26 protein-coding genes are annotated in these 26,237 nt (G+C 63.5%); 19 read left to right on the forward strand and 7 right to left on the reverse strand.

What is annotated here, in order from left to right:
* The first annotated feature begins 47 nt into the window (after positions 1–47).
* From ACSQ3S_RS08725 to ACSQ3S_RS08745, 5 genes are all read left to right on the forward strand, one after another.
* Complete coding sequence (locus ACSQ3S_RS08725) at positions 48–305, forward strand: sulfurtransferase TusA family protein (protein WP_008445984.1); 258 nt, start codon at positions 48–50, stop codon at positions 303–305.
* 185 nt (positions 306–490) lie between these two features.
* Complete coding sequence (locus ACSQ3S_RS08730) at positions 491–1,240, forward strand: electron transfer flavoprotein subunit beta/FixA family protein (protein WP_176654963.1); 750 nt, start codon at positions 491–493, stop codon at positions 1,238–1,240.
* Positions 1,241–1,250: 10 nt separating this feature from the next.
* On the forward strand, positions 1,251–2,183 hold the full coding sequence (locus tag ACSQ3S_RS08735) for an electron transfer flavoprotein subunit alpha/FixB family protein (protein WP_176654964.1): 933 nt from the start codon (positions 1,251–1,253) through the stop codon (positions 2,181–2,183).
* A 74-nt stretch (positions 2,184–2,257) separates the two neighbouring features.
* Complete coding sequence (locus ACSQ3S_RS08740) at positions 2,258–4,048, forward strand: acyl-CoA dehydrogenase (protein ID WP_436142134.1); 1,791 nt, start codon at positions 2,258–2,260, stop codon at positions 4,046–4,048.
* A gap of 93 nt (positions 4,049–4,141) precedes the next feature.
* A complete protein-coding gene (locus ACSQ3S_RS08745) occupies positions 4,142–4,897 on the forward strand; it encodes a metallophosphoesterase family protein (protein ID WP_436142135.1) in 756 nt (251 codons plus the stop codon).
* Positions 4,898–4,929: 32 nt separating this feature from the next.
* On the opposite strand, the gene ACSQ3S_RS08750 is transcribed toward ACSQ3S_RS08745, so the two are convergent.
* Genes ACSQ3S_RS08750 through ACSQ3S_RS08765 form a run of 4 tightly spaced genes read right to left on the reverse strand, consistent with a single transcriptional unit; the run spans position 4,930 to position 9,217 of the window.
* Complete coding sequence (locus ACSQ3S_RS08750; protein ID WP_176654967.1) at positions 4,930–6,258, reverse strand: dicarboxylate/amino acid:cation symporter; 1,329 nt, start codon at positions 6,256–6,258, stop codon at positions 4,930–4,932.
* Between the two features lie 34 nt (positions 6,259–6,292).
* On the reverse strand, positions 6,293–6,904 hold the full coding sequence (gene leuD, locus ACSQ3S_RS08755; RefSeq protein ID WP_436142136.1) for a 3-isopropylmalate dehydratase small subunit: 612 nt from the start codon (positions 6,902–6,904) through the stop codon (positions 6,293–6,295).
* The gene (gene leuC, locus ACSQ3S_RS08760; protein WP_436142137.1) at positions 6,897–8,318 is read right to left on the reverse strand and encodes a 3-isopropylmalate dehydratase large subunit; all 1,422 of its coding nucleotides are present in this window, start codon (positions 8,316–8,318) and stop codon (positions 6,897–6,899) included. The genes leuD and leuC overlap by 8 nt, the downstream gene beginning before the upstream one ends.
* Before the next feature lie 11 nt (positions 8,319–8,329).
* A complete protein-coding gene (locus tag ACSQ3S_RS08765) occupies positions 8,330–9,217 on the reverse strand; it encodes an alpha/beta fold hydrolase (protein ID WP_436142138.1) in 888 nt (295 codons plus the stop codon).
* 88 nt (positions 9,218–9,305) lie between these two features.
* Here ACSQ3S_RS08765 and ACSQ3S_RS08770 point away from each other — a divergent pair, with 88 nt between their 5' ends.
* Complete coding sequence (locus ACSQ3S_RS08770; RefSeq protein ID WP_436142139.1) at positions 9,306–10,211, forward strand: LysR family transcriptional regulator; 906 nt, start codon at positions 9,306–9,308, stop codon at positions 10,209–10,211.
* Between the two features lies 1 nt (position 10,212).
* Here ACSQ3S_RS08770 and ACSQ3S_RS08775 read toward each other — a convergent pair whose 3' ends face one another.
* From ACSQ3S_RS08775 to ACSQ3S_RS08785, 3 genes are all read right to left on the reverse strand, one after another.
* Positions 10,213–11,196: a proline dehydrogenase family protein gene (locus tag ACSQ3S_RS08775; protein ID WP_436142140.1), complete on the reverse strand. Its 984-nt coding sequence runs from the start codon at positions 11,194–11,196 to the stop codon at positions 10,213–10,215.
* A gap of 79 nt (positions 11,197–11,275) precedes the next feature.
* Complete coding sequence (locus tag ACSQ3S_RS08780) at positions 11,276–11,863, reverse strand: glycine zipper 2TM domain-containing protein (protein ID WP_353400530.1); 588 nt, start codon at positions 11,861–11,863, stop codon at positions 11,276–11,278.
* A 15-nt stretch (positions 11,864–11,878) separates the two neighbouring features.
* Positions 11,879–12,307 carry a hypothetical protein gene (locus tag ACSQ3S_RS08785; protein WP_176654974.1) on the reverse strand — a complete coding sequence of 143 codons (429 nt, stop codon included), beginning with the start codon at positions 12,305–12,307 and terminating at the stop codon, positions 11,879–11,881.
* Positions 12,308–12,527: 220 nt separating this feature from the next.
* Here ACSQ3S_RS08785 and rpsP point away from each other — a divergent pair, with 220 nt between their 5' ends.
* From rpsP to ACSQ3S_RS08850, 13 genes are all read left to right on the forward strand, one after another.
* Positions 12,528–12,773: a 30S ribosomal protein S16 gene (rpsP, locus tag ACSQ3S_RS08790; protein ID WP_008446017.1), complete on the forward strand. Its 246-nt coding sequence runs from the start codon at positions 12,528–12,530 to the stop codon at positions 12,771–12,773.
* Between the two features lie 14 nt (positions 12,774–12,787).
* On the forward strand, positions 12,788–13,348 hold the full coding sequence (rimM, locus tag ACSQ3S_RS08795; protein ID WP_353400536.1) for a ribosome maturation factor RimM: 561 nt from the start codon (positions 12,788–12,790) through the stop codon (positions 13,346–13,348).
* 32 nt (positions 13,349–13,380) lie between these two features.
* A complete protein-coding gene (gene trmD, locus ACSQ3S_RS08800; RefSeq protein ID WP_176654976.1) occupies positions 13,381–14,127 on the forward strand; it encodes a tRNA (guanosine(37)-N1)-methyltransferase TrmD in 747 nt (248 codons plus the stop codon).
* 86 nt (positions 14,128–14,213) lie between these two features.
* Positions 14,214–14,600, forward strand: coding sequence for a 50S ribosomal protein L19 (gene rplS, locus ACSQ3S_RS08805; RefSeq protein ID WP_176654977.1), 387 nt, complete (start codon positions 14,214–14,216; stop codon positions 14,598–14,600).
* Positions 14,601–14,667: 67 nt separating this feature from the next.
* Positions 14,668–15,333: a CoA pyrophosphatase gene (locus tag ACSQ3S_RS08810; protein ID WP_436142141.1), complete on the forward strand. Its 666-nt coding sequence runs from the start codon at positions 14,668–14,670 to the stop codon at positions 15,331–15,333.
* A gap of 55 nt (positions 15,334–15,388) precedes the next feature.
* On the forward strand, positions 15,389–16,357 hold the full coding sequence (locus ACSQ3S_RS08815) for a CobD/CbiB family protein (RefSeq protein ID WP_176654978.1): 969 nt from the start codon (positions 15,389–15,391) through the stop codon (positions 16,355–16,357).
* Positions 16,358–16,581: 224 nt separating this feature from the next.
* Positions 16,582–16,917 (forward strand): DUF3579 domain-containing protein, encoded by a 336-nt coding sequence (locus ACSQ3S_RS08820; RefSeq protein ID WP_176654979.1) that lies wholly within the window; start codon positions 16,582–16,584, stop codon positions 16,915–16,917.
* A gap of 83 nt (positions 16,918–17,000) precedes the next feature.
* Entirely contained in the window at positions 17,001–19,757 is a 2,757-nt protein-coding gene (locus ACSQ3S_RS08825) for a M16 family metallopeptidase (protein WP_436142142.1), read from the forward strand.
* A 16-nt stretch (positions 19,758–19,773) separates the two neighbouring features.
* Positions 19,774–20,049 (forward strand): acylphosphatase, encoded by a 276-nt coding sequence (locus tag ACSQ3S_RS08830; RefSeq protein ID WP_436142143.1) that lies wholly within the window; start codon positions 19,774–19,776, stop codon positions 20,047–20,049.
* A gap of 679 nt (positions 20,050–20,728) precedes the next feature.
* Positions 20,729–23,671: a TonB-dependent receptor gene (locus ACSQ3S_RS08835; protein WP_413447126.1), complete on the forward strand. Its 2,943-nt coding sequence runs from the start codon at positions 20,729–20,731 to the stop codon at positions 23,669–23,671.
* 142 nt (positions 23,672–23,813) lie between these two features.
* Positions 23,814–24,827 (forward strand): cupin-like domain-containing protein, encoded by a 1,014-nt coding sequence (locus ACSQ3S_RS08840; protein WP_436142144.1) that lies wholly within the window; start codon positions 23,814–23,816, stop codon positions 24,825–24,827.
* 42 nt (positions 24,828–24,869) lie between these two features.
* Complete coding sequence (locus ACSQ3S_RS08845; RefSeq protein ID WP_176654984.1) at positions 24,870–25,334, forward strand: Rrf2 family transcriptional regulator; 465 nt, start codon at positions 24,870–24,872, stop codon at positions 25,332–25,334.
* Entirely contained in the window at positions 25,309–26,229 is a 921-nt protein-coding gene (locus tag ACSQ3S_RS08850) for an NAD(P)/FAD-dependent oxidoreductase (RefSeq protein WP_436142145.1), read from the forward strand. The genes ACSQ3S_RS08845 and ACSQ3S_RS08850 overlap by 26 nt, the downstream gene beginning before the upstream one ends.
* The last annotated feature ends 8 nt before the right edge of the window (positions 26,230–26,237 follow it).

Raw genomic sequence — 26,237 nt, forward strand, 5'->3', positions numbered from 1 at the left:
TTTGGAGTAGTATGACGACAGTCCTAAACAAAACGAGCGGGTTCTTGATGAGCGACACGATACTTGAAAACGAAATCATGGAATTCCATAAGGAACTCGATGCGCGCGGTTTGAACTGTCCGCTGCCGATCCTGAAGGCCAAGAAAGCCTTGTCTGAGTTGCAGAGCGGCGAAGTGCTGCGGATTATGGCGACCGACCCGGGTTCCGTGCGGGATTTCCAGGCTTTCGCCAAGCAAACCGGCAATGCGCTGTTGTCGCATGTCCAGACTGGCCGCGAATTTGTCTTTTTGATGCAGCGCAAATAAGCGCCGCGTCTTCCCTTAGCTACTTTTTCTACAGAAATATCGTCTAAAGCATTTATTTTTTAGACGATTTCTACTAGCTAAAAAACGCACGATCGTGCTTAAATTTCTTGTGCAGGCTGGATTTCTCATATAATCTAGCCCACATTATTTGTCCCGAATTCTTTAATTTTTCCAAAGGCACAGCTATGAAAGTCTTGGTACCCGTCAAACGCGTGGTCGACTACAACGTCAAGGTGCGCGTCAAGTCCGACGGCAGCGGCGTCGATATCGCCAACGTCAAAATGTCGATGAATCCATTCGATGAGATCGCGCTGGAAGAAGCGATGCGCCTCAAAGAAGCCGGCAAGGTGACCGAAGTGGTGGCCGTATCGTGCGGCGTGACCCAATGCCAGGAAACCCTGCGCACCGGCATGGCCATCGGCGCCGACCGCGGCATCCTGGTGGAAACCGCCGTCGAGCTGGAGCCGCTGGCGGTGGCCAAGCTGCTCAAGGCGCTGGCGGACAAGGAACAGCCACAACTGATCATCCTGGGCAAGCAGGCGATCGACGACGATTCCAACCAGACCGGCCAGATGCTGGCTGCGCTGCTGGGCTGGCCGCAAGCGACGTTCGCGTCGAAAGTGGTGCTGGAAGACGGCAAGGTCACCGTGACCCGCGAAGTGGACGGCGGCCTGGAAACGCTGGCGCTGACCTTGCCGGCCATCGTCACCACCGACCTGCGCCTGAACGAGCCGCGCTATGTGACGCTGCCGAACATCATGAAGGCCAAGAAAAAACCGCTGGATGTGACCAAGCCAGAAGACCTGGGCGTCGATGTGACCCCGCGTCTGAAAACCCTGAAAGTCGTCGAGCCTGCAAAACGCTCGGCCGGCATCAAGGTACCGGACGTCGCCACCCTGGTCGCAAAACTGCGCACCGAAGCCAAAGTCATCTAAAGGAACAACCATGGTCGCATTAGTTATCGCCGAACACGACAACGCTAGCCTGAAAGGCAGCACCCTCCACACCGTGACCGCTGCCGCCCAGTGCGGTGGCGACGTGCACGTCCTGGTTGCCGGCTCGAACGCCGGTGCCGCAGCCGAAGCAGCCGCGCAAATCGCCGGCGTGTCGAAAGTCATCGTGGCGGACGCCGCTTACTTCGCCGACGGCCTGGCCGAGAACATCGCCGAGCAAGTGCTGGCGCTGGCCGGTTCGTACAGCCACATCCTGGCCCCGGCCACAGCCTACGGCAAGAACATCCTGCCGCGCGTGGCCGCCAAGCTGGACGTGGCGCAGATTTCCGAAATCACCAAGGTCGACTCGCCGGACACCTTCGAGCGTCCTATCTACGCCGGCAACGCGATCGCCTACGTGCAATCGTCGGACAAGATCAAGGTCATCACCGTGCGTTCGACCGGCTTCGACGCCGCTGCCGCCACCGGCGGTTCGGCTGCGACCGAAACCGTCGCCGCGGTTGCCGACATCGGCAAATCGGCCTTCGTCGGCCGCGAGCTGGCCAAGTCGGACCGTCCTGAGCTGACCGCCGCCAAGATCATCGTTTCCGGCGGCCGCGGCATGGGCTCGGGCGAAGCGTTCAAGATCCTGGAACCGCTGGCGGACAAGCTGAACGCCGCCATGGGCGCCTCGCGCGCCGCCGTCGACGCCGGCTACGTGCCGAACGACTGGCAAGTGGGCCAGACCGGCAAGATCGTCGCGCCGACGCTGTACATCGCCGTCGGCATCTCGGGCGCGATCCAGCACCTGGCCGGCATGAAGGATTCGAAGACCATCGTGGCGATCAACAAAGATCCTGAAGCGCCGATCTTCTCCGTTGCCGACTACGGCATCGTCGGCGACCTGTTCGACATCGTGCCGCAACTGGTTGCTGAACTGGGCTAAGCCCGCGCACCGCACATCAGGCCACGCTGATCCGGAACGCCGGATTGCCGTGGCCTTTTTCTTGGAGACATAAGATGCCATATCAAGCACCCCTGAAAGACATGCTGTTCGTGATGAACGAACTGGCCGACCTGGCCGGCGTCAACGCGCTGCCGGGCAACGAGGACGCGACCCCGGACACCGCCGAAGCCGTGCTGGAAGAGAACGCGAAATTCGTCAGCGGCGTGGTCGCGCCGTTGAACAACCCGAGCGACAAGGAACCGAGCTGGTGGCACGACGGCCAGGTCACCACCTCCAAGGGCTTCAAGGAAGCCTTCAAGGCATTTGCCGAGGCCGGCTGGCAGGGCGTGCAGCACCCGGTGGAATTCGGCGGCCAGGGCCTGCCGAAGCTGCTGGCGACCCCATGCATTGAAATGCTCAACTCCGGCAGCATCTCGTTCGCGCTGTGCGCGCTGCTGTCGGACGGCGCAATCGAAGCGCTGCTGACCGCCGGCAGCGACGAGCAGAAAGCCATCTATTTGGAAAACCTGGTGTCGGGCAAGTGGACCGGCACCATGAACCTGACCGAGCCGCAAGCCGGCTCCGACCTGGCCGCCGTGCGCACCCGCGCCGTGCCGCAGGGCGACGGCACCTACAAGGTGTTCGGCACCAAGATCTTCATCACCTACGGCGAGCATGACTTCGCCGATAACATCGTCCACCTGGTGCTGGCGCGCACGCCGGACGCGCCGCCGGGCGTGAAGGGCATCTCGCTGTTCATCGTGCCCAAGTTCCTGGTCAACGCCGACGGTTCGGTCGGCGCCCGCAACGATGCGCATTGCGTGTCGATCGAGCACAAGCTGGGCATCAAGGCCAGCCCGACCGCTGTGCTGCAATTCGGCGACCACGGCGGCGCCATCGGCACGCTGGTGGGCGAGGAGAACCGCGGCCTGGAATACATGTTCATCATGATGAACGCGGCCCGCTTCGGCGTCGGCCTGCAGGGCATCGGCCTGGCCGAGCGCGCCTACCAGAAGGCCGTGGCCTTCGCCAAGGACCGGGTGCAGTCGCGCGACCTGGCCGGTTCGGCCGGCCCGGTATCGATTATCCATCACCCGGACGTGCGCCGCATGCTGATGTCCATGCGTTCGCAGACCGAGGCGGCGCGCGCGCTGGCCTACGTCGGCGCCGGCATCAGCGACGTGGCGCACAGCCACGCCGACGCGGAGGTGCGCAAGGCCAACCTGGCGGTGTACGAATACCTGGTGCCCGTGATCAAGGGCTGGTCGACCGAGATGTCGCAGGACGTGACCCGCGACGGCGTGCAGGTGCACGGCGGCATGGGCTTCATCGAGGAAACCGGCGCGGCCCAGCACTACCGCGATGCGAAGATCCTGACGATCTACGAAGGCACGACGGCGATCCAGGCCAACGACCTGGTCGGCCGCAAGACCGTGCGCGACGGCGGCGCCGTGGCCAAGGGCATCATCGCCCAGGTGCGCGCGACCGAGGCGCAACTGGCGGCGTCGGACAACGCGGACTTCAAGGCCATCCTGGCGCAGCTGTCGTCCGGCAGCAAGGACCTGGAAGCGGTGGTCGATTACGTGGTGGCCAACATGAAGAGCGACATCAAGGGCGTGTTTTCGGGCAGCGTGCTGTACCTGAAGCTGGCCGGCATCGTGCTGGGCGGCTGGCAGATGGCGCGCGCCGCCGTGATCGCTCAGCAGAAGCTGGACGCCAACGATGGCGACGCCGGTTTCTATAAAGCCAAGATCGCCACCGCGCGCTTCTTCGCCGACCACATCCTGTCGCAAGCCTCGGGCTTGCGCATCGCCATCATCGACGGCAGCGCCGGCGTGCTGGCGCTGAGCGAAGACCAGTTCTAAGCCGGTCTCGCCGCTTCACGAAAAGCAGCCTTCGGGCTGCTTTTTTTACGCCTATCGCGCTACACTGTGAAGTGGAACCACCCGGGAGGCCCTATGCGCATCGCGATTCTGTCTGACATACACGGCAACTTGCCGGCGCTGGAAGCCGTGGTGGGCCATATGCACCGGCGCGGCGTGGATCTGGTGGTCAATCTGGGCGACAGCGCCTCAGGGCCACTGCTGCCGCGCGAGACGGTGCGCTTCCTGATGGCGCAGGATTGGATACACCTGGCCGGTAATCACGAGCGGCAAGTGCTGGAGCTGGATCCCGATGCGCCGGACAATATGCAGCGCCAGCCTTCAGACGCCTATGCGCGGGCGCAGCTGGGCGTGCGTGAACTGGCCTGGATGGCGTCGCTCAAATCCTGCCAACGGCTGAACGACCAGGTGCTGCTGTGCCACGGCACGCCGCGCAGCGATCTGGAATACTTCCTGGAATCGGTGGATCCCGGCCAGCCCCATGTGCGGCTGGCCGCGCCGGAGGAGGTGGCGCAGCGGCTGGGCGATGTGCGGGCCGAGCTGGTGATATGCGGCCACACCCACGTGCCGCGCTCCGTGCGCGCGCCGAACGGCACGCTGATCGTCAATCCCGGCAGCGTCGGATTGCAGGCTTACGATGACGAACATCCGACTTTTCACATGGTCCAGAACGGCTCGCCGGACGCGCGCTATGCCATAGTGGAGCGGATAGATGGCGCGTGGACCAGCGGCCTGATCACGGTGCCGTATGACAGCCGTCCAATGGCAGAGCTGGCGCAGCGCAACGGACGCCCGGACTGGGCGCGCGCGCTGCTGACCGGCTATATGTAGCATCGCCGCTCAACGCCTGCCTCGTGCCGGGACTAGCCGGCCTGAACCAAGTCTCCGGTGGTGCCTGGCGCGTCGGCCGGGGCCGGCTCATCGTCCGGCACCTGCTGTCCGCTGAGCACGCGCTGCATGCGCTCCATGTCCAGCGCGCCTTCCCATTTCGAGATGACGACGGTGGCCACGCTGTTGCCGATGAGATTGGTGATCGAGCGCGCCTCGGCCATGAAGCGGTCGATGCCGACCAGCAGCGCCAGGCCTTCGACCGGAATCTTGCCCCCCATCGTGGCCAGCGTGGCTGCCAGCGTGATGAAGCCGGCGCCGACCACCGCCCCCGCGCCTTTCGATGTCAGCAGCAGGGTGCCCAGGATGCCCAGTTGCTCGCCCCAGGTCAGCTGCACATTGCAGGCCTGGGCGATGAAGATAGCCGACATGGTCAGGTAGATCGAGGTACCGTCCAGGTTGAAGGAATATCCGGTCGGTATCACCAGTCCCACCACCGGTCTGGCGCAGCCCAGTTTTTCCAGCTTGACCATAATGCGCGGCAGCACCGATTCGCTGGTCGACGTGCCCAGCACGATCAGCACTTCATCGCGGATATATTTGAGGAAAGGCCAGATGCCAAAGCCGGTGTAGCGGCAGATCAATCCCAGCACCACGAACACGAACAGGAAGCAGGTTGCGTACATGCACAGCATGAGCAAACCAAGTTGCTGCAGCGCACCGATGCCATACTTGCCGATCGTGAAGGCCATCGCGCCGAACGCGCCGATCGGCGCCAGTTTCATGATGATGCCGATCACGCCGAACAGGCTGTGCGCCGCCATGTCCAGCAGGTCGACCAGCGGTTTGACCTTGTCGCCGAACTGTGTCAGTGAAACGCCGGTAAGTATGGCAAACAGCAACACCTGTAGTATGTCGCCCTTGGTGAAGGCGTCGAAGATGGTGGTCGGAATGACGCTCATCAGGAACTCGGCCGTGCCGCTGTGCTTGGCCATGGCGGTGTAGGCGGCGATCGACTTGGTGTCCAGCGCATGCGCATCGATATTCATGCCGCCGCCGGGCTGCACCAGGTTCACGACGATCATGCCGATCATCATCGCCAGCGTGGTGACCACTTCAAAGTAGAGCAGCGCCTTGCTGCCGACTCGCCCTACGTCCCGCAGATTGCCCATCTTGGAAATACCGGTGACCACCGTGCAAAAGATGATGGGAGCGATCATCATCTTGATCAGTTTGATGAAGGAATCTCCCAGCGGCTTCATCTCCGTGCCGAGGTCGGGATAGAACCATCCCAGCAACACCCCGGCGGTGATGCCGACAATGACCTGGAAGTAAAGCCTGGTATACAGCGGCGAGCGTTTCATAGTTGTCTCCATCATGTTTTTATTGGATGCATCATCAGGCGTGCAGCACGCGCGTCCACGGCGCCTCGGCGTGGTGGCGCTGCTCGAACGCCTCGATGTCGGCCAGTTGCCGCAGCGTCGCGCCGACCATGTCCAGGCCTTCGGTGATCATTTGTTTGTGGCGCTGGCCCAGCGTGAACGGAAAGGCCAGGCCGCCCGCGCTACGCACGCTCATGTCGACAAGGTCGATGGTGACGTGGCTGCCCGGAACCGCCACCGTCTCGGCAGCCAAGGCGTCAACCTGGGCCGGCGCCAGCGTGATCAGCAGCAGCCGGTTGGCCAGCGCGTTGCCGAAAAAGATTTCAGCAAAGCTGGAGGCGATCACCGCTTCTATCCCCAGTTGCTGCATACCCCACACCGCATGTTCGCGGCTGGAGCCGCAGCCGAAGTTGGCGCCGCCGATCAGGATATTGGCACCCCGATATGCCGCGCGGTTCAGAACGAACCCCGGCTTGGGCGTGCCGTCGGGCTCGAAGCGCAGGTCGTACAGCACGCCCTGGTCCAGACCTTCCTTGTTGATGATGCGCAGGAATTGCTTGGGCATGATCTGGTCGGTGTCGAGGTTGTCGATCAGCAGCGGCGCGGCGATGCCTTCTAACTTATGCATGGTGTACTCCCAGTTTGCGGACGTCGGCGATGTAGCCGGTGATGGCGGCGGCCGCAGCCATGGCCGGGCTCATCAGGTGCGTGCGGCCCGCGCGGCCCTGGCGGCCCTCGAAATTGCGGTTGGTGGTGGAGGCGCAGCGCTCGCCCGGCTCCAGCACGTCGTCGTTCATGGCCAGGCACATCGAGCAGCCCGGCTGGCGCCATTCGAAACCGGCATCGAGGAAGACCTGTGCCAGGCCTTCCTGTTCGGCCTGGCGGCGCACGCTGCCCGAGCCGGGCACCACCATCGCGCGCACGGCGGGCGCGACGCTGCGTCCGCGCACGATGGCGGCAGCCAGCCGCAAATCCTCGATGCGGCCGTTGGTGCAGGAACCGATGAAGACGCGGTCGACCGGGGTGCGCTCGATCGGCGCCACGGCCCGCAGCCCCATGTAGTCCAGCGCGCGGGCGATGGCGTCATGCGAGTGGGCGTTGCCGCTCGCGGCCGGATCGGGCAGCAGGCCGGTGACGGGCATGGCCTGGTCGGGACTGGTGCCCCAGGTGACGTAAGGTTCCACCTCGGCCGCGTCGAACACGTGCTCGACGTCGAACTGCGCATCCGGGTCGGAATACAGTTCGCGCCAGCTGGCCATGGCTTGTTCCCATGCCGCGCCGCGCAGGTCCTGGGCCCGGGCGGCAACATAGTCGAAAGTGATCCGGTCCGGCTGGATCAGCGCGGCGCGGGCGCCGGCTTCCACCGCCATATTGCACATCGTCATGCGCGCTTCGGCCGACAGCGTGGCGATGGTGGTGCCGCAGAATTCCACCGCGTAGCCGCGCGCGCCCTGGGCACCTATGCTGCCGATGATGAGGAGGATCAGGTCCTTGACCGAGGTGCCCAGCGGCAGCGCGCCGTCGATGCGGATGCGCATGTCGCCGGCCAGCCGGTAGACCAGCGTCTGCGTCGCCAGGATGTGCTCGACCTCCGAGGTGCCGACGCCGAAGCCCAGCGCACCGAGCGCGCCGTGGGTGGTGGTATGGCTGTCGCCGCACATGACCACCATGCCGGGGCGGATCAGGCCGTGTTCGGGCGCGACGATGTGCTCGATGCCCTGGTCGGCGTCGGTGGTGTCGAGCAGCCTGATGCCGAACTCGTCGCAATTGCGCTTCAGGTTGCGCGCCTGCAGCGACGAGGCCGGGTCCATGATGGTGCGCTGCGCGTTGCCGACCGGGTGCGTGGGAATGATGTGCGACACCACGGCCAGTTGCTGCCGGGGCCGCAGCACGCGGCGCTGCTGCGCGCGCAGCGCGGTGAAGGCTTGCGGGCTGGTGTATTCGTTCATGATGTGCAGGTCGGCGTACAGCAGCACGTGCTGCGCGTCGATGCGGCTGACGGTGTGCGAGGCGACCAGTTTCTGGTACAGGGTGGATGGCATGGCGCGGCTTTCTATGGCGTCTGGGTGGAGAGGAAAGGCAGTACTTCGTCGAGCAGCGCCTGCGGCGCTTCTTCCGGGATGTAGTGGCCGCAGTCGAGCGCCCTGCCGCGCACGTCGCTGGCCAGTGCCCGCCATTCGGCCAGCGGATCGAAGCACTGGCCGACCGCGCCGTGCGCGCCCCACAGGGCCAGCATCGGGCAGGCGATCTTGCGGCCGGCGGCCAGGTCGGCACGTTCGTGTTCCAGGTCGATCGTGGCGCTGGCGCGGTAGTCCTCGCAGATGCCGTGCACGGTGGCCGGGTCCTGCAGGCAGCGCAGGTATTCGGCGTAGGCTTCGTCGGTGAACGGCGCCAGGCCGGCGCTGCGGCCGCCGATGGTGTGCTTCAGGTAGTCGCCCGGATGGGAGTTGATCAGCGTCTCCGGGAACGGCGCCGGACGGATCAGGAAGAACCAGTGGTAGTAGGCGGTGGCGAAGGCCATCGAGGTTTTCTCGTACATCGCCAGCGTCGGTGCGATGTCCAGCGTGACCAGGCGGCTGACGGCTGCTGGATGGTCGAGCGCCATGCGGTAGGCGACGCGGGCGCCGCGGTCGTGCGCCAGCACCAGGAAGCGCTCGTGGCCGAAATGGCGCATCAGGCGCAGCTGGTCGGCGGCCATCGCGCGCTTGGAATAGTTGCTGTGGTCGGGCAGGCCGGCCGGCTTGCCGCTGTCGCCGTAGCCGCGCAGGTCGGCGGCGATGACGGTGTAGCGCTCGGCCAGTTGCGGCGCCACCTTGTGCCAGATCGCGTGCGTTTGCGGGTGGCCGTGCAGCAGCAGCAGGCCAGGGCCGCTGCCGCCCTTGACGCAGTGAATGGGGACGTCGCCGACGTCGATGGTGTGCTGTTCAAAGTGATGGAACATGATATCTCCTGGTTGCAGAGCATTGTATAACCGCAGATCAGGCATATAATTCGTGAAAATTAAATCTATTCTTTCTTCAGGATTAATAATGGATGCGGTCTCGGACCTGGCGTTTTTTGCCCTGCTGATCAAACAGGGCAGTCTGGCGGCGGTGGCGCGCGAGCTGGGCGTGACGCCGCCGGTGGTCACCAAGCGGTTGGCGGCGCTGGAGCAGCGGCTGGGCGTGCGCTTGCTGAACCGCACCACACGGCGCATGAGCGTGACGCACGAGGGCGAGGTCTACCTGAGCAACGGCGCGCGCATCCTGGCCGATATCGAGGAACTGGAGATGAAGGTGGTCAGCAGCCGCGCCGAGCCGAAGGGGCTGCTGCGGGTCAACGCCAGCTTCGGCTTCGGGCGGCGGCATATCGCGCCGGCGGTGGCGGCGTTCGCGCGGCGCTATCCGGAAGTGGAGGTGCAGTTGCAGATGACGGAGCGGCCGATGAACCTGGTCGATGCGGCCTACGATGTCGGCATCCGCATCGGCGAGCTGCCGGATGCGCGCATCACGGCGCGCAAGATCGCGTCCAACCGGCGGCTGCTGTGCGCCTCGCCGCTGTATCTGGACAAGGCGGCCGCGCCGCTCACGCCCAACGATTTGCAGCGCCGCGACTGCATCGTGATCCGCGAGGATGAGGCGGCTTACGGCGTCTGGCAGCTGAACAATGGCCGGCGGCAGGAGACGGTCAAGGTGCGCGGCACGCTCAGCACCAACGACGGCGAGACGGCGCTGGCCTGGGCGCTGGAAGGCTACGGCATCCTCATGCGCTCGCAATGGGATGCGGCGCCGTATCTGCGTTCCGGCCGGCTGCTGCCGGTGCTGGAGGAATGGTCGTTGCCGGCCGCCGACATCTTTGCGGTCTACCCGCAGCGCCTGAACCTGTCGGCCAAGGTCGGCGCCTTCGTCGACTTCCTGACGCAGCGCTTCGCGCCGCACATGGGCGGCGGCTGGTAATTCAAGCCGGCCGGTCCATCACGTCGACGATGGCCTGGTACACGCGCACCGGTTCCTCGGCGATGCGGTTCAGTACGTAGAGGAAGTGTTCGTCGCCGAACACCGCGTATTCACGGGTGGGGAAGCCGCGCGCCCTCAGGTCGGCGATCTGCTCGGTGCCGAGGCCGATCAGCGATTCGAATTCATACCAGCGCGGATCGATGCGCTCTTGCAGTATCAGCGCGCCGAGATCTTGCTGGATGCCGCGGTCGTGCGTGGCGATCGAGCACTTGTGGCCGCTCAGCAGCAACTCCCGCGCGTGGCGGCGGTAGGCGGCCGCCAGCTCGGGGCTGTTGCGGTGATATGAGACCTCCTCCGACTCCAGGAACGCGCCTTTCACCAGCCGGATGCGGCCCGGGATCTTCATCAGCGACGGCAGGTCGCGCGCCGTGCGGTGGCGCTTGGCCGGCACCGTGATGCCGACGTTGTGCAAGCCGTCTTCCTGGTGCAGCCGCGCGTAAAGCTGGTAGATGTCGTCGGCGCGGTCGATGGCTTCCATCGAGATCATCGCCTCGCGGTTGATCTCGGCGGCTGCCAGCGCGATGCGGCGGGCGTTGCGGTAGCCCAGTTCCTTGTCCACCGTCAGGCCCACGTGCGACAGGTCGAACGAGATCGAGCAGTTCAGGTTGCGCTGGCCGACAGCCTTGACCAGCTCCATGAACACCTCCGTCTCGGCCATCGCAAACGCCTCGTCGCGCACGCTTTCGCCCATGTACTCCACCGACGCCGCATGGCCTTGCGCGATGATGTGCTCGACGCGCTGCAGCGCTTCGGCCACCGTCCGGCCGGCAACATAGCGCTGCGACACCTTGTGCATATAGGGCCGCAGCAGCGGATCGTTGCAGAATTTTTCCTTGGCGGCCTCATCGAGCGCAAGCGTGCGCAGGGCGGTGGCGGCCTGGTCTACCAGCGCTTGCCATTGGGCGGGGAAGGTCGGTACTTGCACGATGTCTCCTGTAGTGGTCGAATCAGCAAGATATTGTGGCACAGGCGAAAAAAACAGCCCGGAGGCTGTTTGTTTGACGCTAGTTGCGGACCAGGTTGCCGTTGTCGTTGCGGACGCGGTCGCCGCTCAGCATGCGCGGGTCGTGGTCGAAGTTGAAGCTGGCCTGCTTGCCGTCGTCGTATTGCACGTGCACGGTCCACTGCTTGGTGGATTTGGCCTTCTCTTCGATCTTCTTGCCGGCATAGGCGCCGCCGGCCGCGCCGGCCACCGTCGCCAGCTGGCGGCCATGGCCGCTGCCGACCTGGTTGCCCAGCAGGGCGCCGGCAACGCCGCCGGCGATGACGCCCAGCGCGCTGCCTTCGCCGGCCTTGTCGCTGACCACGATCGAGGTGACCTTGCCGCATTCCATGCAGCTGCCGGGCTTGGCCGGGCTGGCCTTGTACTGGGCCTTGGCCATGGTCATGGCTTTGTCGTATTCGGACTTGGCGTCGCGTGTGCATTGCATGCGGGTCGACGAGTTGCTTTCTTCGGCGCACAGCTTCTTGTCATCCGCGTAGCGGGTGGCGATGCGCTTGGTTTCGGCGTTGAATTGCTCTTTCGGGCTTTGGGCCTGGGCGGTGGAGCTCAGGCCGGCGATGGCCAGTGCCACCAGCATGGAACGGTTCATGTCTTGTTCTCCTTGTTAACCGTAGGAACCACCAGTGTACAACAAGTCAAATAAGCGTGAAATCGTGGCGATCAGGCTGCCGGCGCCCACCATCATGGCCGCCACCAGCACCACGGCCAGCGGCCAGTTGGTGTCCGATTGCTTGCCGGAGCCGGGGTTGAAGCGCGCGTCCCACTTTTCGTCGGACATCAGGCCCAGCACCAGCGCCTCGAGGAAGCCGACCAGGCCGGACACCATCAGCGGCAGCAGCTTGTAGAAACCGTCGGCGTTTGGTGCCGCCAGCGACACCAGCGCGCAGGCCGGCAGGGAGGCCAGGTGGGCCCACAGCCACGGGTCGCGCAGGCCGCGCAAATACAGGCGCTGCAGGCCCAGACCGCCGAACAGGAAGGCCAGCAGCGCGGCCAAAGTCTTGTTTTTGTGGGATGTGTGGTGCAAAACAGTCATGGTTGTCGCTTAAATAGCCGGAAAACATGCAGTATCGGTCATAATACGGCCCCCGGCAGACCTTTTTTATGGTCAGGGCTATTGCCCCGCACGCCGGTTCGGGGGATAATCTTCGATTACCCCAACATTGCCCGATTATTTCATTAACGCTTGCTGCTTCGCGGCAAAGCGCGCTATAATTTGCGGCTTTTTCCGTCCTAGCACACTTTTTGGAAATATTATGGTCGTTATTCGTTTAGCTCGTGGAGGCGCCAAGAAGCGTCCGTTCTTCAACATCGTTGCAACCGACTCGCGCAATCGTCGCGATGGCCGTTTCATCGAGCGCATCGGTTTCTACAACCCGATGGCATCCGGTGGCGAAGTGCCACTGCGCATTACCGCTGACCGTCTGGCTCACTGGCAATCCGTTGGCGCCCAACTGTCGCCGACCGTTGCTCGCCTGGTAGCTTCGAACAAAGCTGCTTAAGTCTGGTTGCTGGTTTGACCGATAAGAATGCATCCGGGGTGCAAGTCCCCGACGATCTGGCACAGGTAGGCTTTGTCTTCGGTGCTTATGGCGTTGCTGGCTGGGTCAGGATTCGTCCTTTCTCGGAAGATGCGGATGCACTCCTGCAGGTGAAAACCTGGTGGATCGACAAGCCGAACCTGCACGATGTCGATGTCAAGCAGTGCAAGCTGCATGGCGGCGACGTGGTCGCGCAGCTGGTGGGAGTGACCGACCGGAATGTCGCGGAAGCGCTGAAGGGCGCAGCCGTGTCGATACCGAAGAGTCGTTTCCCGGTGTTGTCCGACGACGAGTTTTACTGGACCGAGTTGATCGGTCTGGAAGTAGAGAATTTGCAAGGTGAGCACCTCGGTACGGTGACTGACATGATGAGCAACGGTCCGCAGTCGATCTTGCGCATTACGCCAGCCGCGACGCCTGAGGCTGACCCGGAGGCAGCGGCGCAGGAGCGCCTGATTCCATTTGTGGACGCGTTTGTCATCAAGGTAGACAAGGCCGCAAAGAAGATCACCGTCGACTGGGGCCTTGATTACTAGTTTTATTAGCGCAACATTGAGGGCGGCCCGCCATGCAATTTGATGTCGTGACCCTGTTCCCGGAAATGTTCGCCGCACTGACGCAGTCGGGCGTGACCCGGCGTGCGTTTGAACAGAATAAATGTGGCTTGTCGTTGTGGAATCCGCGTGATTTCACCACCGACAATCACCGCACCGTGGATGACCGCCCGTACGGCGGCGGCCCCGGCATGGTGATGCTGGCCAAACCCCTGGAAGCGACGCTCAACGCGGCGAAGCAGCGCCAGACCGATGCCGGTCTGCCCGCGCCCCGCGTGGTGTTCATGTCGCCCCAGGGCAAGCAGTTGACGCACGAGCGCGTGATGCAGCTGAAGCAGGAGCCCGGTCTGGTGATCCTGTGCGGCCGCTACGAGGCGGTGGACCAGCGTTTGCTGGACCGCTGCGTCGACGAGGAAATCAGCCTCGGCGATTTCGTGCTGTCCGGCGGCGAGCTGCCGGCGATGGCCTTGATGGATGCCGTGATCCGCCAGATTCCCGGCGTGCTGAACACGGATGCCTCGGCGATTGAAGACAGTTTCGTCAACGGCCTGCTGGATTCGCCGCACTACACGCGGCCGGAAACATATGAAGGTGTGGGCGTGCCGCCGGTGCTGATGGGCGGCAACCACGCAGAGATCGAGAAATGGCGCCGCCAGCGCATGCTGGAAGCGACCGCGCGCAAGCGCCCCGATTTGCTTGTCAAAGCGCGTGAGGCAGGACTGCTCACCAAGCACGACGAGCGATTTTTGGCAGGCTTATAAACCTGCTTGTTTAACCCCCATCCTCTACTGGGCGAGTTTTTTAAAACTCATTGCGCGCCAGCATGATGGTTTATGGAGTCATAAAAATGAATCTGATTCAACAACTCGAGCAAGAAGAAATCGCTCGCCTGGGCAAGACCATCCCTGATTTCGCCCCTGGCGATACCGTGATCGTCAACGTCAACGTAGTCGAAGGCACCCGCAAGCGCGCCCAGGCATACGAAGGCGTGGTCATCTCCCGTCGCAACCGTGGCCTGAACTCGAACTTCATCGTTCGCAAGATCTCGTCCGGCGAAGGCGTCGAGCGTACCTTCCAGCTGTACTCCCCGCTGATCGCTTCGATCGAAGTGAAACGCCGCGGTGACGTACGTCGCGCTAAACTGTACTACCTGCGTGATCGTTCCGGTAAATCGGCACGTATCAAGGAAAAACTGCCAAACCGTCGCCCAGCGGCGAAAGCAACCGCAGCTTAATAGCCGCGTTTGTGTTTGGATGGAAGAGGCGCCGCTGGCGCCTTTTCTTTTATCTGGAGGTAGCAAGTTGGCCAAGCTTATGTTCGACCCGCAACAATTGCCGATTGAATCGATCGCCGGCGAAGCCGCCGTCGCGCCGGAGCGCCTGACGCCCGCGTGGCTGCGCGGCCGTTTCGCCGAACAGCCGCTGTGGACGCCGGAAACCGGCGAGCAGGCGCTGCCGGGCAGGGCGGAGCGCCCGCCGACCGCCGCCTCGGTGCTGATCCCGCTGGTGCCGCGCGAGAGCGGCCTGACCCTGCTGCTGACCCAGCGCACCGCGCACCTGACCGATCATGCCGGCCAGATCAGCTTTCCCGGCGGCCGCGCCGAGGACTACGACAGCAGTGCCATCGACACCGCGCTGCGCGAATCGGAAGAGGAGATCGGCCTGGCGCGCCGCCACGTCGACATCCTCGGCACCCTGCCCAAGTATCTGACCGGCACCGGTTATTGCGTCACGCCCGTGGTCGGCCTGGTCACGCCGCCGTTCGAGCTGGCGGCCGATCCGTCCGAGGTGGCGGAAATCTTCGAGGTGCCGCTGGCCTTCCTGATGGACGGCCTGAATCACCAGCGCCTGACGGTGGAGTTGCCGGGCGGGCGCCGCACCTTCTACGCCATGCCGTACAACGACTATTACATCTGGGGCGCCACCGCCGGCATGCTGCGCAATCTGTTCCATTTCTTGCGTGCATAGTCACACTAAGCTATCGTAGCGGGCATCAAGGCACTGCCGACTTAAAGGACCATCAATGACTTTTCTTTCCATTCTATGCGCGCTGCTGATCGAGCAAATGAAACCGCTGCGTGCGGACAATCCGATCTACGCTGAAATCAAGCGGCTGGCGTTGCGGATGGAAACCTGGTTCAACGCCGGCCACCCGACCCACGGCCGCATGGGCTGGTTCCTGATGATGGCGATCCTGATGGTGCCGACCGCGCTGATTTACTGGGTGCTGAAGCATTACAACTGGTTCCTGGCGGCCTTCGCCTGGAACGTGCTGATCGTCTACCTGACGCTCGGCTTTCGTCATTACAGCCACTATTTCACCTCGATCCAGCTGGCGCTGAACGCCGGCGACGACGCCACCGCGCGCGCCCTGCTGGCCGAGTGGACCAGGCAGGACACGGTCGGCATGGAAACGTCCGAGATCGCCCGCATCGCCGTGGAAAAATCGCTGATCACCACCCACCGCAATGTGTTCGGCGTGTTCTTCTGGTTCCTGATGCCGCTGGGCCCGGCCTGCGCCGTCATGTACCGCGTGTCGGAACACCTGGCGCGCGCCTGGAACGAGCCTGAACACATGCGCAACGAGGCGTTCGGCCAGTTCGCCGCCCGCGCGTTCTACTGGATCGACTGGTTGCCGGTGCGCCTGACCGCCGTGGCGTTCGCCGTGGTCGGCAACTTCGAAGACGCTATCTACGCCTGGCGCAATTTCGCCCACCGCTGGTCCGACGAGGCGATCGGCATCATCCTGTCGGCGGGCGGCGGCGCTATGGGCGTGCGCCTGGGCACGCCGGCGGAAAATGCCGCCAAGGTGCTGCCGGTGGATGCCGCCACCGTCGATGCCGGCGACGAGGAGCCGGAGGTGCTGCCGGGCGAGGAGCCCAATGTCCGTGCGCTGCAAAGCACGGTCGGCCTGGTGTGGCGCGCGCTGCTGCTGTGGATGATGTTGTTATTGCTGTTGTCGGGCGCCGTGTGGCTCGGAGCGACCCCCTAAGCGAGTACAATAGCGGCATTGCTGTGGTGCGGTAAGATGATTTTTCTGCACCAAAGTGGCGTAGTGCGCAGGAAAATGGATTGAAATCAATGGCTTACGTATTCAGGTCTTCTATAAGATATAATACGTAAGATTCTTACAGAATGATATCCGCCCGAGGCAACCCGTCGGGGTCTTCCACGCATTCTTGTTACCAACAAGTATCTACTCATAAGCAGCCGCCTATGGCAGAGTCAGTTCAAAAACCGGTAGAACAGCAGGACTCGTTCTTCATCCTTGGCCAAACCAGCGATGGCAGGCAGTTCCGTCCCAGCGACTGGGCTGAGCGCCTGTGCGGCGTGATGGCCTGCTTCAAGCCGGAAGGCTATGGCGGCGGCCGCGACTCCCACCTGCAGTTCTCTCCTTACGTCACGCCGACGGTCGTCAACGGCGTCAAGTCGGTGGTGGTCAACGGCAAGCTGCGCGCGCTGGAACCGCTGGCTTACCACTTCGTGATTTCCTTCGCCAAGGACAACGACCTGCAGATGGTCGACGCCTGCATCCTGCCCGAAAAAAACTGAAATTAAAATTTGCTTAAGCGTCTACCCACGATGGCGGGGTAGGGCGTATGCTGCCTGTTCTTCAGTTTTTTTCGCGAGGGACCATGAACAACAGCCGTCTGAAACAAGCCGCCGCCGCCAGCCTGATGCTGTGCGGCCTGTCCTTCATCGCCACCGGCAGCGCCTGGGCGCAGGCCTTGCCGGCGGGCGTGGTCAAGGGACCTTCCGTCGAAGGCATCACCGAATACCGGCTGCCGAACGGATTGAAGGTGCTGCTGTTTCCGGATGCGTCCAAGCCGACGGTGACGGTCAACGTCACCTACCTGGTCGGCTCGCGGCACGAGAACTACGGCGAGACCGGCATGGCCCACCTGCTGGAGCACATGATGTTCAAGGGCGCGCCCAAGAACCGCAGCATCCCTCAGGAATTCTCCAACCGCGGCATGGAATTCAACGGCACCACGTCCTACGACCGCACCAACTACTACGAAGTGTTCCAGGCCAGCCAGGACAACCTGAGATGGGCGCTGGACATGGAGGCGGACCGCATGGTCCATTCCTTCATCGCGCGCAAGGACCTCGATTCCGAGATGACCGTGGTGCGCAACGAATACGAGAGCGGCGAGAACGATCCCTTCTCGGTGCTGATGAAGCGCATGCAGAGCGTGGCCTACGACTGGCATGCGTACGGCCGCTCCACCATCGGCAACCGCAGCGACATCGAGAACGTGCGCATCGAGAACCTGCAGGCGTTCTACCGCACCTACTACCAGCCGGACAACGCGGTGCTGCTGGTGGCCGGCAAATTCGACCCGGCGCAGACGCTGACATGGATCTCCAAATCGTTCGGTGTGATCCCGAAACCCAAGCGCAGCCTGCCGCCGTTCTGGACGGTCGAGCCGACGCAGGACGGCGAACGCAGCTTCGTGGTGCGCCGCAAGGGCGACATGCAGCTGATCGCGCTGGGTTACAAGATTCCGTCGGCGCTGCAGCAGGACAGCGATGCGCTGAGCTTCATGTCCGAGATCCTGGGCGATACGCCGACCGGCCGCCTGCACAAGGCGCTGGTGGAAACCGGCAAGGCGGCGCAGGTGTTCAGCTTTGGCCAGACCGGCTATGCGCCCGGCCTGCAGTTCATCGGCGCGGTGGTGAAGGCGGGCGAGCCGCTGGAGCCGGTGCGCGATGCGCTGATCGCGACGGTCGAAGGCTTCGCGCAGACGCCGCCGACCGCCGAAGAGATGGAGCGGGCGCGCCGCAACTTCGCCAACGGCATCGAGAAGTCGCTGAACGATCCGCAGAAGGTCGGCGTGAGCCTGTCCGAGGAGATCGCGCTGGGCGACTGGCGCCTGCTGTTCGAGGGCCGCGACAAGCTGCCGAGCATCACGCCGGAGCAGGTGGCCGCCGCGGCCGGGCGCTATCTGAAGCGCGACAACCGCGTGGTCGGCAGCTTCGTGCCGGAAGACGCGCCGCTGCGCGCCGAGATTCCGCCGGCAACGACGGTGGCCGAGGTGATGAAGGACTTCAAGGGCAAGGACAGCGTGCTGACGTCGGAAGTGTTCGACCCGAGCCAGGCCAACATCAACGCCCGCACCGAGATCAAGACCATTGGCGGCCTGAAGGTGGCGCTGCTGACCAAGAAGAATCGCGGCGAGGCGGTGTCGGTGGACATGCAGCTGCACTGGGGCGACGAGAAGAACCTGTTCAACACGACCATCGTCTCGACGGCCGCCAACGAGATGCTGATGCGCGGCACCAGCAAGTATAGCCGCGAGCAGCTGGCCGACGCCTTCGCCAAGCTGAAGATCTCCGGCAGCCTGTATCGCTTCGACACCACCGGGCCGAACCTGGACGCCGCGTTGCGGCTGGTGGCGCATGTGCTGAAGGACGCCAGCTTCCCGGCGGCGGAATTCGAGCAGCTGCGCCAGCAATGGCTGGTGGGCATCGAAGCGTCGCGCAACGAGCCGCAGTCGCTGGCGCGCACCGAGGTCGACCTGTACTTCAACCATTATCCGAAGGGCGACGTGCGCGCGCCGATGACGGTGGACGAGCAGCTGGCCGCCGTCAAGGCGCTGAAGCTGGAAGACGTGATCGCCTTCCATCGTAATTACTACGGCGCCAATCACGGCGAGCTGGCCATCGTCGGCGATTTCGACAAGGCCGCGATCAGCAAGACCATAGAGGAAAGCTTCGCCGGCTGGGACAGCAAGGTGGCTTACGCGCCGGTGAAGAGCACCAATGAGGACAAGGCGCCGCTGCACAAGAGCATCAACGCGCCGGACAAGGAAAACGGCTTCTACACGGCGCGCCTGAACCTCGACCTGAACATCGACGATCCGGACTATCCGCTGCTGGACCTGGCCAACTTCATCTTCGGTGACGGCGGCTTGAAATCGCGCCTGATGGACCGCATCCGCCAGAAGGACGGTTTGTCGTACGGCGGCGGCACCGGCCTGCAGCCGGGCGAGATCGACCGCGCCGGCAGCTTCGGCATCGACGCCATCGCCGCGCCGCAGAACCTGCAGAAACTGGAGGCGGCGATCAGGCAGGAACTGGAGCGCGCGGTGAAGGACGGCTTCACCGCCGCCGAACTGGCGGGCGCCAAGTCCGGCCTGCTGCAGCAGCGCGTGCAGAACCGCTCGAAGGACAACGTGCTGGCCGCCGGCTGGACGCGCAACCTGTATCTGGGCCGCACCTACAGCTGGAGCAAGGACTACGAGGACAAGCTGAAGGCGGCGACGCTGGCGCAAGTCAACGCGGCCTTCCGCAAGGCCGTCGATCCGGCCAAGCTGAGCGTGGTGGTGGCGGGCGACGAAGCCAAGGCCAGGGCTGGCGCCGCGACGGCGCCGGCGAAGAAGCCGTAAAGGCTGTGGAGGTATCGTGATCCGACTGCTGATTGAAGGACGGGTGCAAGGCGTCGGCTACCGCGCCGCCTTCGCCAAGAAGGCGGCCGCGCTGGGCCTGGGCGGCTGGGTGCGCAATCGCCGGGATGGCTCGGTGGAGGCGGGCGTGGACGGCGATGGGCAGGCGGTCGATGCCCTCGTCGGTTGGGCCAGGCTCGGTCCGCCCGCCGCCTTCGTATCGAATGTCGTGGTCGAAGATGTCGCGGGCCAGGCGTCGGCGGACGGCGCCTTCAAGATCCTGCCGACGCTGTAAACTCCCCAGCCCCGGGAACGCAAGCAGCCCGAGCGATCAGAGCCGTGGCGGTAATGCCACACTTTGCAAGTTTGCTTCTGGGGTACTCCGATTCTTCCACCCGAGTCCGGCTCCTGTGCAGCCGCGACGATAGCGTTATTTTTCCGTCATCAAGTAGGTACCTTATTGGTAGCAAATGGTAGCGTATAACAATTGAAATATATTTTTGATTGACAATGACTTTTTAACCCTCTTACACTGAATTGATCGCGGCGCCTTTAGAAGGCAGCAGGCGACAAAAAACAATAAACCGCGGTAATGCGCCGGAGGAGACAAGCATGTTGGACAGTCAAAAAACAACCAAGACTAGCGCCTTGAAAACGTTAGTCATTTTTAATTTCAAATTAAAATGGTTGCGCAATCATTTGCATTAGACCCTGTCGCGCCGGGTTCCCAACCCTCCCCAGCCCCAATCACCCCTTTCATCCAACCGTTTTCCGGGTTTTGCACAGTTCCCCGGCGGTCAGTTCGACCTTTTATGAAAACGTTTTCATGTTCGGCCGTAAAGAGTTTTTTGTAGTGCCACAAGACACTGTTGCAAGACGCGTAACGGTGTTGATTATTCAAACGAGGAAAGAGAAGAGACATGCGACATCATCACAAAGCTAACAAGTTCCATCCCAACACCAAGCAGCGCTTAATGAGCCTGGCAGTTGCCAGCGCCTGCGCCGGCCTGGTTGCTCCGGTATATGCCCAGGAAGCAGCCACCTCGGCCGCAACCCCGGCAGACAGTTCAACCACCGTCGTCGTCACCGGCCTGCGCGCCAGCATGCAGTCCACGCTGAACCTGAAGCGCAACGCCGACGGCATCGTCGACGGCATCGTGGCTTCGGACATCGGCAAATTCCCGGACACCAACCTGGCCGAGTCGCTGCAGCGCATTTCCGGCGTGTCGATCGACCGCAGCAACGGCGAAGGACAGAAGGTCACCGTGCGCGGCCTCGGTCCCGATTTCAACCTGGTGCTGTTGAACGGCCGCCAGATGCCGACCACCGACCTGAGCGACCTGTCCGGCCGTTCGTTCGACTTCTCCAACCTGGCGTCGGAAGCGATTTCCCAGCTGCAGGTCTACAAGACCGGCCGTGCCGACAGCCCGACCGGCGGCATCGGCGCGACCATCAACGTGATGACCGCGCGTCCGTTCGACAATCCTGGCATGCACTCGAGCATCGGCATCAAGGGCGTCGCCGATACCTCCAACAAGCACCTGCCGGGTTCGCTGCAGGGCTCCAGCGTGACGCCTGAAATCTCGGGCATCTACACCAACACCAGCGAAGACGGCCGTTTCGGCGTGGCGCTGAGCGGCAGCTACCAGGTGCGCGATTCGGGCTTCAACCGCGCCGGCCTGGCCAACGGCTACCAGGGGCCGTATCTGGGTTCGGACACCACCGCCGGCTCGACCCTGCCGCAGCCAGGCCAGCCGGGTTCGCAGAACATCACCAACCGTCCCGGTCCTACCGACCTGTATTCGATCCCGCAGAACTTCGGCTACGGCGTCAACGGCATCGAGCGCCAGCGCACCAATGGCCAGCTGGCCTTGCAGTTCCGTCCAGTCAAGGAGCTGACCACCACGCTGGACCTGACCTATTCGGAAAACAAGGTCCAGACCAAGCGTAACGAGTTGAGCGTCTGGTTCGGCCAAACGCCAACCTCGACCAGCACCTGGCCGGGCGGCCACGTGCAGTCGCCGCTGGTGTATTCGGAAGTCTATTCGACCCCGCAGGACATCTCGGTCATCGGCGGCGACTATGCCACCAAGACCAAGAACCAGTCGATCGGCTTCAACACCGTATGGAAGTACTCGCCGAAAGTGCGTCTGGAGTTCGATGCGCACCACTCGACCGCCGAATCCGGCGCGGACAGCCCGTTCGGTTCCGAGAACGACCTGGCCAACGCCAGCTTCAGCCGCGGCACCACCACCATCGATTTCACCCACAAGCTGCCGGTGCTGAGCATGCCTGCCGCCAACCTGACGGCGCAGCCGATCCAGGCGGCCGGCTCGTGGTTCCACAACAGCTATGAAAAATCGACGATCAACCAGGTGCAGGCGAGCGGCGCCATCCAGGTGTTCGAGGCATCGAGCGTCAACTTCGGCCTGGGCTTGACCGATTCGCAGAACCGTTCCACGTTCTCGAACGTGCAGAACAATACCTGGAGCGGCGCGACCAAGGCGTCGGACTATCCGGGCTCGCTGTTCCAGGCCAACAACCTGAGCGATTACTTCAACAAGATCCCGGGCGGCAATACGGCTGGCGCGTACAACACGCTGTACACCTTCGACTTCGCCGCCGTGCGCGCGGCCACGGCCAACGCCGTCGGCAACCAGGCAGCCTACCTGCCGAACTTCGCCACCGCCGACACCGATCGCCTGCTCAAGGAAAAATCGACGTCCGCCTACACCTCCTTCAACACCGATTGGGATACGGCCATCCCGTTCCATTCGTCGTTCGGCGTTCGCCTTGAGAAAACGGAAGTGACCTCGGTGGCGCAGGTGATGCCGGCGACGGCGCTGGTATGGGTATCGCAGAATGAACTGCCGGTCACCTTTGCCGGCACCTCGATGTCGACCACGACCGCGTCGTACACCAACGTCCTGCCGAGCATCAACCTGGACTTCGATATCCGCAGCGACATGAAACTGCGCGCCAGCGCGGGCGAAACCATCGGCCGTCCACGCTACGACCAGCTGCAGGGCGGCCTGACCCTGGGTACCATCGCCAACACCTACAACGGCACCGCGTCGACCGGCAACCCTGCGTTGAAACCGGTCAAGTCGAAAAACCTGGACCTGTCCTGGGAATGGTACTACGACAAGGAAAGCCTGATGTCGCTGGGCCTGTTCCGCAAGGGGCTGGACAACTACGCCGGCCAGACTGTCGTCCCGCAACCGCTGTACAACCTGCACACCCCGGTCGGCGGCGCCTACTACAACGCGGCGCTGTCGCATGGCTGCACCGTGGCGGATACCAGCTGCATCCGCAACTACATCTTCAACAACTTCAACGGCCAGCCTGGCGTGCAGAAGACCGGCGTGAATGCCGACGGCAATATCGCCGGCAACATCACCGGCTTGCCGACCGATCCGCTGGAGAGCTTCCTGACCACCACGTACTCCAACCAGAAGTCGGCCAGCGTGAACGGCGCGGAACTGAACGTACAGCATATGTTCGGCCGCAGCGGCTTTGGCGTGCAGGCGAACTACACCTATGTGCACTCGCCGCTGAAGTACGACAACGCCAACGTCAACGACCAGTTCGCCATCCTGGGCTTGAGCAATTCCGCCAACCTGGTGGGTATCTACGAGGACAAGCAGTGGTCGGTGCGCCTGGCGTACAACTGGCGCGGCGAGTTCCTGGCGTCGACGGTCGACGGCGGCGGTCGCGCCGCTCCGGTCTACACCGACAAGTATGGCCAGGTGGACGTCAGCATCGGCTATACCCTCAACAAGAACTTGAGCTTCCAGCTTGAAGCGATCAACCTGGGCGACTCCATCCAGCGTCAGCATGGCCGTACCGAAATGTCGACCTTGAATGTCACGCAGGCAGGCCCACGCTATATGGTGGGTGCGCGCTACAAGTTCTAATCGGGTTATAACCTAACGAAACAGGCCGTCTGCCCGGCAACGGGCGTAAGATGGCCTGTTTCATATCAAGCACTGTTAATTCCCATGCCCAAGGCTGTTTTACTCAACAATATAGATCACCAGGACCGAAAGAACCGCCTGAATGCCGCCCGCCATTAAACGCATCCGTGAAATCGAGGGCGTCGGTCCGCAGCAGCTGACGGACGAGATACTGACCTCGACCCAGCCCGTTGTCCTGCGCGGCCTGGCCGCTTCCTGGCCGATGGTCGGCGCGGCGCGGACTTCGGCACAGGCGGCCGACACTTACCTGCGCCGCTTCTACCGCGACGCCACCGTCAACGCCATGCACGGCGGCCCGGAGATAGAAGGGCGCTTTTTCTACAACGACGACGTCAGCGGATTCAATTTCAACACGGCGCGGGTGCGCTTCGACACGGTGCTCGACGCGCTGCGCGACCACCTGAATGACGACAAGCCTCCCGCGCTGTATGTCGGCTCGACCACGGTCGACACCTGCCTGCCGGGCTTCCGTGCGGAAAACGATATCGGCTTCGGCGCGCGCGATCCGCTGGCCAGCATCTGGGTCGGCAACCGCACGCGCATCCCGGCGCACTACGACTTGCCGGACAACCTGGCCTGCGTGGCCGCCGGCCGCCGCCGCTTCACGCTGTTCCCGCCCGCGCAGCTGGACAATCTGTATATCGGGCCGCTCGACTTTACGCCGGCGGGGCAGGCGATCAGCATGGTCGACTTTGCACGTCCCGATTTCGCGGTGTTTCCGCGATTCGCCACCGCGCTGGAGCATGCGCAGGTGGCCGAGCTGGAAGCCGGCGACGCGGTCTTCATTCCCAGCATGTGGTGGCACCATATCGAGGCGCTGGACAGTTTCAATGTGCTGGTCAACTACTGGTGGCGGCAGTCGCCGGGCTTCATGGACACGCCGATGAACGCGCTGCTGCTGGCGCTGATGACGGTGCGCGATTTGCCGCCGGAGCAGAGGCAGGCCTGGAAGGAACTGTTCCGCCACTACGTGTTCGACAGCGATGGCGGCGAGGCCGGACATATTCCGCCGGCCGCGCGCGGGGTGCTGGCCCCGTTCGACCAGGACGCGGCGCGCAAGCTGCGCGCGCAACTGCTGAACATGATGCGACGATAGTGCCGCGTGCACGCTTTCCGATTATGTACTATCATTAGTTACATGAGACGAGACAGCAAACTATCTTCCATCCTGCACGTGCTGCTGCACATGGCGCACGCCGGGCGGCCGTTCACTTCCGACGAGCTGGCGGGCTTCCTCGGCACCAACCCGGTGCTGGTGCGGCGCGTGCTTGCTGGGCTGCGCGAGCGCGGCTACGTCGGCTCCGGCAAGGGGCACGGCGGCGGCTGGAGCATCACCTGCGACCTGCGCAAGGTGACGCTGCGCGATATCTACGAGGCGGTCGGTTCGCCCACGGTGTTCGCGATGGGGAACCGCGATGAGAACCCTCAATGCCTGGTGGAGCGCGCCGTCAACGACGCGCTGGCCAGCGCCTTCGATGAGGCCGAGGCCTTGCTGATCGAACGTTTCAAGGACGTGACGCTTGCCGACCTGTCGGCCCGCTTCAACGACGGATACGCACATCACAAAGGAGCTTCCCATGCACATCCCCCATCCGACGACTGAGTTCGACGTCATCGTCATCGGCGGCAGCTACGCCGGCCTGTCCGCCGCCATGCCGCTGGCGCGCGCCCGCCGCCGCGTGCTGGTGATCGACGCTGGCCAGCGCCGCAACAGGTACGCCCGGCATTCGCATGGCTTTCTTGGCCAGGATGGCCGCGAAGCGGCGGCCATCGTCGCCGACGGCCGCGCGCAGCTGATGAAGTATCCGACGGTGCGCTGGCTGGAGGGCGCGGCGGAGCAGGCGGCGCGAACGGAGCACGGCTTTCGCGTCACGCTGAGCGACGGCAGCACGTTCCAGTCACTGAGGCTGGTGCTGGCCACCGGCGTGGTCGACGAGTTGCCGCCTGTCGCCGGCCTGGCCGAGCGCTGGGGCAGCAGCGCCTTCCACTGCCCGTACTGCCATGGCTATGAATTGATGGAGGGCGCGATCGGCGTGCTGGCCACCGGTCCGATGTCGATCCATCACGCGCTGATGCTGCCGGACTGGGGGCGGGTGACGTTCTTCCTCAACGGCGCGTTCGAGCCGGACGAGGCGCAGCTGGCATCGCTGAAGGAGCGCGGTGTCGCGATAGAGCGCACGCAGGTCAAGGCCATCGGCGGCCATGCCGCCGTCGAACTCGAGGACGGTCGCACGCTGGAGATGGCGGGGCTGTTCGTGCTGACCCGCACCCACAGCGCCAGCCCGCTGGCCGAGCAGCTGGGCTGCGTGCTGGAGCAAGGCGCGATCGGATCGCACGTGCGCACCGATGCGATGAAGGCGTCCAGCGTGCCAGGCGTGTTTGTCTGCGGCGACGCGGCGCGCATGTTCGGGAATGTAGGGATGGCCGTGGCCGACGGCGGCATGGCCGGCGCGGCCGCGCACCAGTCGCTGATCTTCGGCCTGGACAAAGCCGCCTAGATGCGTTG

It is taken from the genome of Duganella sp. LjRoot269, from assembly GCF_964254095.1.
In the GTDB taxonomy this organism is placed as follows: domain Bacteria; phylum Pseudomonadota; class Gammaproteobacteria; order Burkholderiales; family Burkholderiaceae_D; genus Rugamonas; species Rugamonas hordei.

Coding starts and splice junctions, on each gene's coding strand:
- ACSQ3S_RS08725 (WP_008445984.1), top strand. CDS start 48: ATGAGCGACACGATACTTGAAAACGAAATCATGGAATTCCATAAGGAA.
- ACSQ3S_RS08730 (WP_176654963.1), top strand. CDS start 491: ATGAAAGTCTTGGTACCCGTCAAACGCGTGGTCGACTACAACGTCAAG.
- ACSQ3S_RS08735 (WP_176654964.1), top strand. CDS start 1,251: ATGGTCGCATTAGTTATCGCCGAACACGACAACGCTAGCCTGAAAGGC.
- ACSQ3S_RS08740 (WP_436142134.1), top strand. CDS start 2,258: ATGCCATATCAAGCACCCCTGAAAGACATGCTGTTCGTGATGAACGAA.
- ACSQ3S_RS08745 (WP_436142135.1), top strand. CDS start 4,142: ATGCGCATCGCGATTCTGTCTGACATACACGGCAACTTGCCGGCGCTG.
- ACSQ3S_RS08750 (WP_176654967.1), bottom strand. CDS start 6,258: ATGAAACGCTCGCCGCTGTATACCAGGCTTTACTTCCAGGTCATTGTC.
- leuD (WP_436142136.1), bottom strand. CDS start 6,904: ATGCATAAGTTAGAAGGCATCGCCGCGCCGCTGCTGATCGACAACCTC.
- leuC (WP_436142137.1), bottom strand. CDS start 8,318: ATGCCATCCACCCTGTACCAGAAACTGGTCGCCTCGCACACCGTCAGC.
- ACSQ3S_RS08765 (WP_436142138.1), bottom strand. CDS start 9,217: ATGTTCCATCACTTTGAACAGCACACCATCGACGTCGGCGACGTCCCC.
- ACSQ3S_RS08770 (WP_436142139.1), top strand. CDS start 9,306: ATGGATGCGGTCTCGGACCTGGCGTTTTTTGCCCTGCTGATCAAACAG.
- ACSQ3S_RS08780 (WP_353400530.1), bottom strand. CDS start 11,863: ATGAACCGTTCCATGCTGGTGGCACTGGCCATCGCCGGCCTGAGCTCC.
- ACSQ3S_RS08785 (WP_176654974.1), bottom strand. CDS start 12,307: ATGACTGTTTTGCACCACACATCCCACAAAAACAAGACTTTGGCCGCG.
- rpsP (WP_008446017.1), top strand. CDS start 12,528: ATGGTCGTTATTCGTTTAGCTCGTGGAGGCGCCAAGAAGCGTCCGTTC.
- trmD (WP_176654976.1), top strand. CDS start 13,381: ATGCAATTTGATGTCGTGACCCTGTTCCCGGAAATGTTCGCCGCACTG.
- rplS (WP_176654977.1), top strand. CDS start 14,214: ATGAATCTGATTCAACAACTCGAGCAAGAAGAAATCGCTCGCCTGGGC.
- ACSQ3S_RS08815 (WP_176654978.1), top strand. CDS start 15,389: ATGACTTTTCTTTCCATTCTATGCGCGCTGCTGATCGAGCAAATGAAA.
- ACSQ3S_RS08820 (WP_176654979.1), top strand. CDS start 16,582: ATGGCAGAGTCAGTTCAAAAACCGGTAGAACAGCAGGACTCGTTCTTC.
- ACSQ3S_RS08825 (WP_436142142.1), top strand. CDS start 17,001: ATGAACAACAGCCGTCTGAAACAAGCCGCCGCCGCCAGCCTGATGCTG.
- ACSQ3S_RS08835 (WP_413447126.1), top strand. CDS start 20,729: ATGAGCCTGGCAGTTGCCAGCGCCTGCGCCGGCCTGGTTGCTCCGGTA.
- ACSQ3S_RS08840 (WP_436142144.1), top strand. CDS start 23,814: ATGCCGCCCGCCATTAAACGCATCCGTGAAATCGAGGGCGTCGGTCCG.
- ACSQ3S_RS08845 (WP_176654984.1), top strand. CDS start 24,870: ATGAGACGAGACAGCAAACTATCTTCCATCCTGCACGTGCTGCTGCAC.
- ACSQ3S_RS08850 (WP_436142145.1), top strand. CDS start 25,309: ATGCACATCCCCCATCCGACGACTGAGTTCGACGTCATCGTCATCGGC.